Annotated in this window: 3 protein-coding genes and 8 pseudogenes; 5 read left to right on the forward strand and 6 right to left on the reverse strand. The window is 60.6% G+C overall.

The features are described 5' to 3' along the window. Nucleotides 1–477 precede the first annotated feature (477 nt). Nucleotides 478–1,855: pseudogene (locus tag NKH22_RS28800) on the forward strand (integrase catalytic domain-containing protein). A 1,315-nt stretch (nt 1,856–3,170) separates the two neighbouring features. Here the strand turns inward: NKH22_RS28800 and NKH22_RS31585 are convergent. Together NKH22_RS31585 and NKH22_RS28805 are read right to left on the reverse strand one after the other, a co-directional pair. Next, nucleotides 3,171–3,288: pseudogene (locus NKH22_RS31585) on the reverse strand (IS110 family transposase); the annotation flags it as partial. Nucleotides 3,289–3,540: 252 nt separating this feature from the next. Beyond that, a pseudogene (locus NKH22_RS28805) lies at nt 3,541–4,825 on the reverse strand (IS1380 family transposase); the annotation flags it as partial. 637 nt (nt 4,826–5,462) lie between these two features. On the opposite strand from NKH22_RS28805, the gene NKH22_RS28810 reads away from it, so the two are divergent. Then, nucleotides 5,463–6,230, forward strand: coding sequence for an SET domain-containing protein-lysine N-methyltransferase (locus NKH22_RS28810; RefSeq protein WP_352911988.1), 768 nt, complete (start codon nt 5,463–5,465; stop codon nt 6,228–6,230). A 99-nt stretch (nt 6,231–6,329) separates the two neighbouring features. Here the strand turns inward: NKH22_RS28810 and NKH22_RS28815 are convergent. Continuing rightward, nucleotides 6,330–6,789 (reverse strand): annotated as a pseudogene (locus NKH22_RS28815) (GDP-mannose 4,6-dehydratase); the annotation flags it as partial. 90 nt (nt 6,790–6,879) lie between these two features. On the opposite strand from NKH22_RS28815, the pseudogene NKH22_RS28820 reads away from it, so the two are divergent. Beyond that, nucleotides 6,880–7,775: pseudogene (locus tag NKH22_RS28820) on the forward strand (IS630 family transposase). 30 nt (nt 7,776–7,805) lie between these two features. Here the strand turns inward: NKH22_RS28820 and NKH22_RS28825 are convergent. Beyond that, a pseudogene (locus NKH22_RS28825) lies at nt 7,806–7,925 on the reverse strand (GDP-mannose 4,6-dehydratase); the annotation flags it as partial. 111 nt (nt 7,926–8,036) lie between these two features. Between NKH22_RS28825 and istA the strand changes: the two are divergent. Further along, nucleotides 8,037–8,682: pseudogene (gene istA, locus NKH22_RS28830) on the forward strand (IS21 family transposase); the annotation flags it as partial. A gap of 294 nt (nt 8,683–8,976) precedes the next feature. Then, nucleotides 8,977–9,996, forward strand: a complete 1,020-nt coding sequence (locus NKH22_RS28835) for a D-alanine--D-alanine ligase family protein (RefSeq protein ID WP_352911991.1) — start codon at nt 8,977–8,979, stop codon at nt 9,994–9,996. A gap of 838 nt (nt 9,997–10,834) precedes the next feature. Here NKH22_RS28835 and NKH22_RS28840 read toward each other — a convergent pair. Together NKH22_RS28840 and NKH22_RS28845 are read right to left on the reverse strand one after the other, a co-directional pair. Further along, complete coding sequence (locus tag NKH22_RS28840) at nt 10,835–10,999, reverse strand: hypothetical protein (protein WP_352911994.1); 165 nt, start codon at nt 10,997–10,999, stop codon at nt 10,835–10,837. A gap of 414 nt (nt 11,000–11,413) precedes the next feature. Then, nucleotides 11,414–12,393, reverse strand: a pseudogene (locus NKH22_RS28845) (IS110 family RNA-guided transposase). Nucleotides 12,394–13,027: the final 634 nt, after the last annotated feature.

The following is a 13,027-nucleotide window of genomic DNA, read 5'->3' on the forward strand; positions in this document are numbered from 1 at the left end:
TTGTCCGCGGCGCCGGAAGGATGAAAATGCGGTCGTCCTGGACGGCTGTTCTGCCGAAAACCGTAGATTGAGATGGCGCGCGACTTGCCCTCACCGAAGGCGGCATGGACCCATCGGCGGGCCGCTCCTGGAAGGAATGCCGGGGCGGAGGGAAGAGCATCGCCAAGTCCTTAAAAGATCCGGCAGATGCAGGTCTTTCCGGAGTCCGACGACGGGGGCAACAGTCGCTCCGCGGCTTTCTTAATGTCGCCAGGCATATTGGGCGACATGTGGAGGCTTTCGCCTTCGTCATCCAATGCAAATCTGCGATGATGGCTTCAGATCGCCGTATCAGCGGACCAAAGTCGATCCCTTGGGTCTTCGCCAAGGCGCTGAAACATAAGCTCGCCCTGTTCGCTGGCGCAGTTGGTCGTGGCGCTCGCAATAGAACCACTTGACAGTCGCGTCCTTGATTGTGCGGTTCATGTTGCGTTCGACCTGCGCCTATTGCGCAACGGACCGCAGGTGGGCCGTTCGGGGCCGCGGCCGGAGCGGCGGCCGGAGCGGCGGCTTTATGAGGATGCGGTTGGTGATCGTGCTGTGGAAGGCCTCGGACCGGATCTGCGGGAAGCGGCTGAAAGCGTTGGTGCCGATCCTGGTCGAGGCGATGGAGCGTCACGGGCATCTTCAGGTTGCGCCGGAAATCCGGACGCGGCTTTTGGCGATGAGTGCGGCAACGATCGACCGTGCGCTACGCGCGGTCCGCGAGACCGCAGGTGGCGGCAAGCGGCGCCGGCCCGCGGCATCCTCGGCGCTGCGGCGGAGCATACCGATCCGCACCTTCTCCGACTGGCAGGATCCACCGCCCGGCTTGTGGAGGCCGACCTGGTGGCGCACAGCGGCCCGGTGAACGAGCGGCAGCTTTGTGCAGACGCTGGTTCTCACCGACGTTGCAAGCGGATGGACGGAATGCGCGCCGTTGCTGGTCCGCGAGCAGAAGCTGCTGAGCGAGGTACTGACAGAATTGCGGCGGCTGCTGCCGTTCGACCTTCTCGGCTTCGACACCGACAATGACAGCGTGTTCCTGAACGAGACGGTGCGCGATTATTGTCAGGAGGCCGGTATCGCGTTCACCCGCTGTCGGCCGCACCGCAAGAATGATCAGGCTTTTGTCGAGCAGAAGAACGGTGCCGTGGTGCGCCGCATCGTCGGCTATCGCCGGCTGGAGGGCTTGAAGCGGCCGCAGCCCTGGCGCAGCTCTATGCGACGGTGCGGCTGTTCGTGAACTTCTTCCAGCCCTCCATCAAGCTGGCTGCAAAGGTGCGGGACGGCGCCCCGTGCGCAAGCGTTATCATCGCCCGGCGACGCCCTGCCAACGATTGCCGGCGGATCCGCGGACGCCGGAACCGGTTCGCGCCGCACTCGCGCAAACATATGCGCGGCTGGACCCTGTCCGGTTGCTGAGCAAGATGCGGATGGCGCAGCAGCGCCTCGTCGACATCGCCGACAGGTCCGGCACGCCATCGGTTGTGGCGGCCGATCCGTCTCTCGACCGTTCCTGTCGGGCCTGCGGACGGCTTGGGAGGAGGTGAAATCCGCCCAATCGCGCAAGCCAAGCCGAAGCAAAAACGGGGCCGTCGGCGACCGGATCCCTTCGCCCTTAACCAAAGAACTGCAAGCGTGGTTTGACGAAGAGCCCTGGCGGACGAGCCGCGAATTGCTGGAGCGCCTGCAGGCGGAGCGTCCGGGGCAATATCCCGATCAGTTGCTGCGCACGTTGCAGCCCCGCTTGAAGATCTGGCGAAAGGAAAAGGCGCACGCAATGGTGTTCGGCGTGATGCAGTTCGAGCCGGCAATCGAGCCGATGACGAATTGATCCGGACCACAGTCGTGGGGAACGTTATGATGAGGCAACGGACAATGTCGGTCGAGAGCATTCCACGGTGAGGCAATACGCCGTCTCTCCCAGATTTCGCGCTATAGCGCCTCCAGCGGTCGATCCTACCAAAATGCTGTATGAGAATGGCTGCAGCGCGTCCACAATCAAAGGCTTGAAAAGGAGAGTGATCGTCTATCCAAACGCCACATCGAGCTTTTGCATCTCCGCTAGGAAGCTACTGCCGCCCCGCATGGTAGCTTCCTGCACGCGGCCGACGTGCTTCGCATCAGGCAGTCGACGCTGGAGCCACCTCCATTACGCGCTGAGCGCTTTTCGGAAGGACCGTTGAAAGAGTCAGGGGCAACTGCGGTTGGCGGACTTGGTGCGAAAGTCGTCCGCATGCGGCATCTTGTCGAGACGATCATAACATGCAGGTCAACGCCCGCGAGATGGCCTCGCTGATGCTCCGCTATACACAGGTCCTGGCGCTGTCATTGAAGCGACGGGCGCGGATGCAACCCGCCTGCTACCTCGAAGGACATCGGGCCATCATCGATGCCACCCGATCGACGGACCCCGCCAGGGCCTGGCCCGATCAGCGAGGTGACCGGCATGTGCGGGATGCTTTACAACTGATCCCGCCACAAAGTCCGTCTGCGGGCAGGGTCGCAAGGAACGGGTTGTGCCTGTATGGCCTCAAACGACCGATGGATTGCGCCGCCTCCACGGCACGACCGCTGAGAATCAGCGGCATGGATTCGTCAACCATCACGGTCAGCCCCTTACCCGCGACGGCGCGGCCTACATCCTGGCCAGCACGCCTCAGCAGCAGGCCAAGATCGGCCCGACCCTGGCACGCAATCGCATGACGCCGCAGGTCTTTCTCGGCACAGTTGCCCCCTCGCGTTGCTAGTTGGGCACCGACGTGACGGTAACCCGCTATCTTGGCCACGCCAGCATTGCAGCCAAGAGCCGCCACATCGCCGCCAATCTCAAGATGAAGCGCGGTGCACTGCAAACCTTCGGCAAATATGCATCGAGCCCGTACAGGCCAAGCCATGGAAGCCCAAAACAGACCTGCTTTCCTTCCTTCAGTCGCTCTGATTTATGTCGAAAAGCACCGTCACCTTTTCTGCTGGTATCCGGCCCCTCCGCCGCACAACTCTAGATACTGCGCTCTTGTGCCCACGTCGAGCAGTGGCGCTTTTATGAACTGGCAGCGGCCTGTCGCGCGCCGATTCCCGGCCAAGCGTTGAGACGGATCGCTGAGCTCGATAATGATCGAGGAATGCGTCCGCACCGGTCGGCCGGGTGTGCGGTGGACAACCCGCTCCGCCTGTTGGGCCAGCGACTTGATGGGAGGGACGAATCGCTGGTCGTGTGACCGCTTCGCAAATCGCTGCTGCGTCCGCAGCGTCGTTCGTTGGCCGAGCGAGATAGAGCTTCACCTACGAGCTGAAATCATCCTCGCGTCATGACCGAGAGCGCGAATCTCGCGCGTCTAGCCCGCTTTTCTCACCGCATCTGGCGTTAGGCGGTGTTTTGGCCTGGCCAGGCGCTGGCATCGGGCCCCGATCCCGAAGACGAGCGCAATCTGCGCCGCGTGCGTGCGGCGATTTGAGCTTGTGCAATGTATCCTCTGTTGTTGGCGGGAAGGGTTCGGGTCCTGCGGCGTCATCGGGTATTCGGGCGTGTGCCAGTGCGAAATCGTCGGCATAGGGACACGCCGGAGCCATCGCGACCTTGATGCGGGCGCACCGAGACGCGGACCTGCGCACCGATCTTCAGCAGCTTCAGCCTGATCGTGTCGCAGGTGGCCTCGGCAAGCCGGGTGTGGGCGAGACCGAGGCGACGCAAGGCGCAGATCAGGACATAGGCAAACGAGGCGAACCAGAGCCGCAATTGATTGGCGCGCATGGTGTGGGCGCTCGTGCGATCGGCGTAGAGGTCGAGCTGGCACTTCTCCATGTCGCCGCGTGCGCAGTAGAGATCCTCGTAAAGCGCCCGTGCCGCCGAGCGCTCTGGCTTGAGGGACGTCACGATGAAGCGCGGATTGGCGCCCAGCGTCGTCCACTCGGCCTTGGCGACGACCCGTCTTCGGCGTGACCAGCTGTCTAAAGTCGACCACAGGAAGTCGCGGAAGACACGGGCGGCCTGGCCGCTTGCCCTGCAAGACTGGCAGGCTTCCGCCAAGGCCGGGGCGATCTTCGTTTCCAGCCGCTCGTTGCGGGCGATCCCGAAGACATAGTCGACGCGGTTTTGCTCGCACCAGGCCATCAGCGCCTCGCGGGCAAAGCCGGAATCGGCGCGCAGGATGATGCGGACCCGGGGCCACGACCTGCGGATCTGGGTCACGATCCGCGCAACCCTCGACCGCTCCCTTGCTGGCGTCGATGTTGGAACGCCTGAGCTTTGCCGCCAGCAGATGCCGGCCGCAGAAGACGTAGAGCGGCAGGTAGCAATAGCAGCTGTAGTAGCCGTGGAAGAAGCGGCCTTCCTGCTGGCCGTGCAGCGGATCATCGGTGGCGTCGAGATCGAGCACGATCTCGCCTGGCGGCTTGTCATGGGCTTCCAGGAACAGATCCACGAATAGGGCCAGCCGGTTCAGCGTCGACTTGCCGGCAAGGACGCCGCAATCGGACCGCTTCGGCGTCAGGCTTTCCGACAAGAGCGCCAGCACCGGGTCGTGGCGAAGCGTATCGTGATCGTCGACGTCCTCGTAACCGAGCGCGATTGCCGCGATGCGCTGTCCGACCAGCGTCTGGACACTGTGCACCGTGCAATCCGGATCGCGGTGGTCGATGAAGCAAGCGGCCACCGGGTCGAAAAGGCCGATAGCCCCGTCGGCGTGGCGAAGCAGCAAGGCGCCGGCATCCGAGGTGATCGCCCGCCGTCGAAACCGGCGACAACTTTGTGGGCCTCGAAGCCTTCAAATTCGAGCTGGTCAGAGATACAGTGTGTTTGCATCGGACCCCGTCCTTGGATCTGATAACTCTTTGTTGCAAAAGCAGTTTCTCAGATTCTCGGGGCCGATGCACCCCTCACTTTGAGATATTCAGGCTAGGACAGCCGCCATCGGCACTCTCCGTGATCTCAACGGTTCTGGCGCTGTCTCCTCTTGGGTTTGAGTGCGTGCGCCTTCAAATCTTGCGAGGGCTGCAGGGTGACGTTGCAATCGGCAGCTCAGCGGCTGTTGGCCGTGCTGAACGCGCGCCGGGACCACAGTTTAGTTTGCGACAAGTCTACTGCGAAACCATTGGCGCGAAGGCAAGCGGCGTCGACCGCGCATTTCGGTTAGATAACCAACTCGTTGAGAATGTATCTGGAAAAGGCAGGGCGTTTGTCATGGTGGGGTGCCGACTTGCGCTCAATGTGCGAACCGCTCTGATCATGGCAGGCTGGAACGAGCTTAGCTAGACGTCCCTGCTTGGTCTCCCGTTCAAATCGCCTTAGACTCGCTGCCCTCACGTCTCTCGGCCTCCCACTCAGCGCACAGCGGTCTCAATGAGCGCAATTCGACATCTAGTGTCGGGTTTGTTGGGTTCCGCGACCCGTATATCTAGCTAATCTCTTGTTTTGCGCAGATTAAATAGCTGAAAAGCAATTGCAAAGTTTCTTCCTCGGTATGATCAGTCAAATTGGCATGATTTTTGATCCGGTGCAAGACGAGAACTGCCGACTGGCACTGTGGATTTCAGTGAATGAAGCTCCGGAAAAAACGACGAAGATTTCTTTGTATATCCCTGCGCAGGTAAGGCTGCGTTCCACAGTCCTCAGCCTTCGAAAGGAAGAAACTGCTATGCCAACGCCACGCATAAACAAAAATCTATCCCTTTTGACAGATGATATCGCCTGCGCAAGGGAACTCAATGCCCGGAACGTAAGAGTGCTCAACACGGGTGACGATAGGGGACACGGCGTATTCGCTGCTCGCGATTTCCTGCCGGGGGAGATTGTCGTCGTTGGGTTAATTGACCGCATGGAAAAGAGTCGGACGGCGTACTCGATTCAACTGGACTGGAATGTCCATGCTCTCTTTCAGCAGCCGGCTTCGCTTATGAATCATTCTTGTGATCCAAATTCAGCGATCGTGTCTAACCGCTTCGGAGCCTACGACTTCATGGCTATCAACCAGATCTCGTCGGGCGGCGAAGTAACCTGGGACTACGCTACCTCTGAGTTCGAATCGATCGCGGTACAAGTATGTCTTTGTTCCTCGAAAAATTGCCGAGGTGTACCTGGAGGCTTCTCCAAGTTGCCTCGCGATCATCCGATGCTCGTTTCGGGATTCTGCGCACCATACCTTTCTCAACAAAATCCTGGGCAGTTCCCTCGAAAGATAGGGTTGTTTTCAAAATTTGTCGGTTCATAGGAGTAGAATCATCCCGTTTATACCTAACTCCTTGAGCGACTCACGGTTTGAATCGGATCGGCTTTCTTTCGGTCCGATTTGTCATTCAAGATGCTGGCTGAATCGTAGTGAGCGCTTAGGCGCTTCGTGATTGAACTGTATCCCCTCCTGGTATAGAGCCCGTATGCCTCGCGGTAGCTCACGGTGATCCAGTAGGCATAGAGCTTCGCCACCGCATAGGGCGAGCGTGGATAAAATGGGGTAGTCTCCCCCTGCGGGACACCCTGGGCCAAACCGAAGAGTTCGGATGTGGAGGCTTGGTAAAACCGCGTTTTGTCCTTGAGGCGAAGAATGCGGATCGCTTGCAGCAGCCGCAGTGCGCCGAGAGCGTTCGCCATTGGCCGTATATTCGTGGTCTCGAAAGAGACTTGCACGTGGCTTTGCGCAGCGAGATTGTAGATTTCGGCAGGCTGGGTGTCCTGCAAGAGACGGATCAGGTGTGTCGCATCCGTCATGTCCCCGTAATGAGGACCATGTCGGGATGGTCCTCATGAGGATCTTGATAGAGGTGGTCGATGCGCTAGAGCACGTCCTTAGATCGATGAATCGATTGTGATGTGACCGAGGGCGTTGGCGGTGTGATTCAACATCCACTTTCATGAGGTGGATGATGGGAAGAGCACTGAGCGAAGATCTTCGGTCCCGCGTCCTGAAGGCCTCGGACGCCGGCATGTCGGCGCGGCAGGCTGCGGCGCGGTTCGGGGTCGGCATATCGAGCGCGATCCGTTGGATCGCTCGGGCAAAGATCGGCGAACTGGGGCCGAGGCGGCAAGGCCGCCGACGCGCGTCCAGCCTCGATGCACGCTGAACGAGATGGTGGAACGGCTGGCGGTCGAGCGATCAGCTCGGATCAGTCGCAGCGCCTTAAGCGCCTGGCTTGGCCGGCACTGGACATTCAAAAAAAGTCCGCACATGCACTGGAGCAGGATCGCCCCGACATCCTGAAGCGCCGTCGCGCGTGGTTCGACGGCCAACTCGATCTCGATCCGGAAAAGCTGGTGTTCATTGATGAAACTGGATTATCGACCAAGATGGCCCGGCTGCGGGGCCGTGCGCCATGCGGTGAGCGCTGCCGGGCGGGCGTGCCGCACGGCCATTGGAAAACCACCACTTTCACCGGCGCACTGCGGCTGACGGGCATGACCGCCCCGTTCGTCTACGATGGCAGCCATGAACGGCAACGTATTCCTGGCCTATGTCGAGCAGGTGCTGGTCCCGACCCTGTCGGAGGGCGACATCGTCGTGATGGACAACCTGCCTGCCCACAAGGCGGCAGGCGTTCGGAGCGCGATCGAGACCGTCGGCGCAAAGCTCATATTCCTGCCGCCCTACAGCCCCGACTTCAATCCCATCGAGAACGCCTTCTCAAAACTCAAGGCGCTCTTACGCGCCCAGGCCGAGAGAACCATCACGGCTCTGTGGGACGCCGTCGGCTCGCTCCTTGATCAGTTCACGCCAGCCGAATGCGCCAACTACTTCCAGGCCGCCGGATATGACCCAGATTAAACAGGACGTGCTCTAGGAATTCCCGATCAATGAGGCTCGCCGCTTCAGGCCAAGCACCGTGTACCCCTTCGAAAGCAGCAGTTCGGCAAGCAAGGCGTCGTCCTGGCCGGTGATACCTGTAATGAATGCCGTGCGGCGTGGTGAACACATTCTGATATTTCCGTGGATGAAGCCTCTGGACAGGAATATTCAGCCGAGCAAATCACCAGGCGAAGTGAATCAAAATGCGTTTCCGATTGCGAGGTTTTCGAAGTGTCCAGCTACGATGCCGTTCGGCGCCACGCGAAGCGGTGGATGCAGGCACAAGGATCGGTTCTTCTGCGGAAACCGATGTGCCACTGTTTTTCCCGCCGGGCGATGCCTAGCAGGTTGACTGGAGCCACGAGGTCGACCTCCTGAACGGCGTGACGGTGACCGTGAAGGTCGCCCATGTCCGGCTCTTCCACAGCCGGATGATGTATGTGCGTGCCTATCCGCGCGAGAGACGCAGGGGATGGTGTTCGACCCCCACGATCGGGCAATTCTTCCCGGGCGCCTGCACGCGCGGCATCTACGACAACATGCGTCGGTAGAGACGGTCTTCGTGGACAAGGACTATACAAGCGCCGCACCCTGCAGATGTGTAGCCACTATCTCATCGAGCCGGTCGCCTGCACCCGGCGTCGGGCTGGGAGAAGGGCAGGTTTGAGAACTAGGTCGGGTTGGTGCGCGAGCGCTTCTTCACGCCGCGCCTGCCCTTTAGCAGTTACGAGGAGCTGAACGCTTGGCTGCTCGCCAAATGTGTCGCCCACACCAAGGCGCACCGGCATCCCGAGCGGACGATCTGGGAGGTGTTCGAGGACGAGCGCCGCAAGCTGGTCGACTACTGCGGTCCCTCGACGGATTCCACGCAGTGCCGAAGACCTGCGGTGTTGTCGGCCGCCGTCGGCCGTCCGGTCGAGTGACAAAAACAGGGCCCATTCTTTTCGTATTCAGACGTGTCCTTTTGAAGGCGACTATGTTCGAAATCCGACACACTGACGCGCACGTATCCCGCCGGCGCGGCACGAAATGGGGTTCTCCTTTGCTCGCACAGCCTCTTCGGTGGCACGTCGATTGCAAGGGGCACGGTTAGGTCGCGGGATCCAGACGAGTTGTTCCCGTCGATCAACCAAGTGCGCGCGATGAACCTGAAGGCGCGCAAACATTCAGGGAGTAGCTGATGCGGGTAGCCGTCGTATGGAACCAAGATAACACGGGCGTGATCAACCGGTTTGGACAGCCTAGTCCGGAGTTCGTCGACCGCGAGGAGGTCGAAGGCGTGGTGAAGGCACTGCAACAGGGCGGCCATCAGACGCTGCTGTGCGAAGGCGATAAAGGACTGCTCGCTGTGCTAGAGCGATTCATGCCACCCGATCCGCAAGGCCGTCCCTCGGGAATCGTCTTCAACTTGGCGTGGGGAATTCAGGGTGAGTGCCGTGAAGCCCACGTTTCGGCAATGCTTGAGATGGCTGGCGTCCCATGCACAGGACCGAGCCCACTCGGGCACGGACTGGCGCTCGACAAGGTCATCAGCAAGAGGCTCATCCGCGATCGCGGCGTGCCGACGCCGAACTTTCGCGTGATGCGTCGCGGCACCGAGAGTACCGGCGACCTGCGATTCCCAGTGGTAGTGAAGCCGTGTCATGAATACGCCAGTTTCGGATTGCAGCTCGTTCATGAACCCGCTCAGTTGAGACAGGCTGTAGAAGTGATCGTAACGCAGTATGCTCAGGATGCACTCGTGGAAGAATACATCGAGGGGCGAGAAATTACCGTCGCACTGCTTGGAAATGGAGAGCTCGAGGTGTTGCCTCTGGTGGAGTACGACTTTGGCGACCGCGAAACGCGTCTTCTGGTTCGGGAAGCGCCGCCGCGGAGGATTTGCCCGGCCCAAATCGGGAGTAAGCTTGCGACGGTGCTGCGGGATATTTCGGTAGCGACCTTCCGTGCCTGCCAGTGCCGGGATTACGCCCGCGTCGACCTACGGATCGACCGCTCCGGCCAGCCGTTTGTCTTAGAGATCAACAACATGCCGGCACTTGGTATGGGTTTGTCTTATGTCCTCGCCGCGAGGACCGCCGGATACAGCTTCTCGGGCTTGATTAATCGCATCCTCGATGTCGCCCACACGCGTTATTTCGGAATCGGCATCCCCAAGGCCGAACACGCGTCGAATCGCGACCGGAACCTTCCATCTTAGCGGAGCGCTGGCCTGTCACTGTACTCGCGGCAAAATCTAAATTCCACGAGTCAAGCCAGGAAACGCACATGACACACTACTTTTGGTAGGCTAACGGTGCTATCCGATCGGCTACTTCCACATCGACGTCGCCGAGGTGCGCCAGGCAGGCGGGATTGGCGAGCATAAGTTTGAAGGCCGTGATCGTTCCCGTAAAGCGGCCGGCGCGTTCGGCCTATAGTCGCGACCAGGCCATCACGCGCTCGATGACCGTCGCGCCATTCGGTGATGGTAGCGGGCGCTGCCGCAGGTGATCGGTGCGGCTCGCGAATAGTACGCCCGGAAGAGATCGCATTCATGGAGGCAAGCGGAGGGAGCAGACCTTGCCCCCGCGCCCAACAGCTCGTCTTCGGCGAGTGTCTTCGCCGGAGTAAACGCAGGCCCGTTGCAAGCGCCTCGAGCAAGCGGTGGTCGTCCCAGTGGCAGGCTGCCGCTGCCCCGCTCGTTCACCCCTTGCGGACCGTGCGCAGCTGCGGCCAAGTCGCCGAAGTCGGCGAGCTCGGCCCCTTTGACGACCCAGCAGTTGATGACCTGGATCGGCTTGTTTCGCCCAAGCGTTCCGGTGGGCGCGACGCCACCTCGGTGCCATCACCGAAAACCAGGTAACGGTCAGTTGATTCACGCCGCCTACTGTGGTCCGATGCCGATCCATCAAGATGTCGTCCATAGTCATTTGTGCACGTTTACGACGGGTTCTCCACGCATTGGAGCAGTGTCGGCGCTGGGACACGCACTGCGAGTGGCTCCGGAACGTTCATTGCTTCCGTTCCCAGTGTAGATGCTGCCCCGGATGCTCCGCTTATTCCTTTTCGCACATCTGCGCAGGGTGCGGGGCCTGGAGCCGAAGACCCGCGAAGGCGTTCTTCCGGGCGGCAGCCGCTTTCTGGATCGGTTCCGCCATCACCATCCCGGCCAAGACCTCGAGGCGTTGACGGCTGAGCACGTCCTCGCTCCTGTCGAGCATCGGCCGTCCCTATCGCCGACCTCGGGCGCCCGCACGGCAGCGACTTCCCACATCCGAACATTTATTCGGTCTTTATATTGGCTGGGCACCACGATCAGGATCTCGCCCGCGTCGTCCCAAGGACGCCCCAATGGCGTTTGGCGCATTCGCCGCGCCTTGCATGGATGATGGGGCGTCTAATCGTGGTGCCAGAGTCATGCACCTTTGCAATTCCTGACACGCGTATGCCGGGTGCAGGGTCGTCTTCGCGGTCGACATAGGTCGCCGCATGATGGAGCTTCGCGGGACGGCCTTCAAATGTGGACGACGCACTATGCTGAGCCAGCGGTGCACCCCATCAAGCGAAATGGCTCTGCGCACGTCCCGGCAGGGACGCCTCGGCGCGCTCAGAGACTGAACGCTATTCGTAAGTGATCACGCTATCGCTGCGGCGGTCCGATCGAAGTACTCGCCAGTTTTGAGCATAGCATGCATTGTCACCGCCAGTTTTCGTGCTACGGCAACGGCGGCTCGTTTGAAGCCTACCCGCTCCCTGAGTCTGAGGCCCATGTCCGCAGGCTGCTGTCGGCCGAGCTGCGGGTCAGGATGACTGTCGCCGCTTCGTAGAGAAGCCCTCGCAAATGACGATCGCCACGTCGGGATATGTGGCCATCATAGTCGACTTCTCCCGATTGATACCGCCGGGTCGTCAGGCCGAGCCAAGCGCCGACAGAGCGAGATTTCTTGAAGTTGTCAGGATCCTCAATGGCGGTCGCGAAAGAGGTTGCGGTGTTCGCGCCGACGCCGGGAATCGACATGGAGGATCTGACATGCTCCGCTTTGGCGCGCGGCCGCAACAAGCTGGCGCCCGAGTTCAGCAGCCCTTATGCGCATGCTGCGCCAAGCTTCCAGCATCGGCAACACGATAGGAGCGAGCCCGTCCCGATCGATGAGTGGACTGCGGACATTCTTCTCGAACGTGCTTCCCTTGCCCGCGGGCACCAGCAATCCGAACGTCTTCATGATGCCGCGGATCTGATTTGAGAGTTCGGTGGCGACCCTGTCCAGCCTGGTGCGTGCCGCCACGAGCGTGCGCGTCAGCATGCTGTCGAACCCCTTCAAGCGCACCTCACGAAAGAACCCGATTTCTGCGTGATGCGCCAAACCATTGGCATCGTTCGCGGCCATGTCGGACGCTGCTTTGGCATGACGAGCATCGATGCAGATCGCCGGCAAACCCTCTTCACCCAGCCCGTGATAGAACCATACGGATAGAGGGCCGGTTTCGAACATACGCGCTTGGCGGACGGTGCACGCTTGCGGACAAGCTCGGCAATCATCTTTGGATCGGATGCACACTTTCCGCGCCAAACGCGCTTGCCTTCACGTCGAATAGAAACCGCCGTCTCTTTCATCGACAGTTGAGTAGGCGGTAAGCGCCGCGCCGCCTTGCAGCGACCGGTTTCTCACCGCCTCTCCCCGAACCGGGCATGCGTCTTTCGTTACGCACCCGGCTGCCCAGAAGACACGGCAAAATCAGGCATATCCATCCATGCGAGACGGAAGCGGCAGACGAGGGTCCGGGCGAGCATGTGTTGCTCGATCAATCCCTCGCGCCAGAGCCGTCTCGTCGGCCGGCGACTGCTGGGCTGATAGGCCGCCCAGATGTCACGCGACCGCGCTTTGGGGCGTCGACCGTCGTCCGTCATGCGAAGCATTCTAGGGAGCGAGCTAACCAAACGTGCGACACCTGTATCAGTAGGCGCTACAGTGCAGGCCGGCCGCGGGGGCAATCTAAGTACACCCCGCCAACGGCGTCTGTCCGGGAATCTCATCCGCCGGGCCCTCCGCAGCATCATCGACAACCAAAATCCATCCTCGGCGCCAATCACTAGCTTTATGAGCGCCATTGAAGCCCCAACTTACAAAGACTGATACCCGCAAGGTTGACTGCGGCACTTCGCAAGGACTGAGCCCGGTGCAGATCTTAGGCTCTGAAGTATCAGCTCGAATTGCTGGATCGCGAGAAATCGTGCGTTTAGAGGCCTC

The sequence above is a fragment of the Mesorhizobium sp. M1252 genome, assembly GCF_040318265.1.
In the GTDB taxonomy this organism is placed as follows: domain Bacteria; phylum Pseudomonadota; class Alphaproteobacteria; order Rhizobiales; family Rhizobiaceae; genus Mesorhizobium.

Excerpts from the sequence above, each read along its gene's own strand:
- NKH22_RS28835 (WP_352911991.1), top strand. The coding sequence starts at position 8,977 with ATGCGGGTAGCCGTCGTATGGAACCAAGATAACACGGGCGTGATCAAC.
- NKH22_RS28840 (WP_352911994.1), bottom strand. The coding sequence starts at position 10,999 with ATGCTCGACAGGAGCGAGGACGTGCTCAGCCGTCAACGCCTCGAGGTC.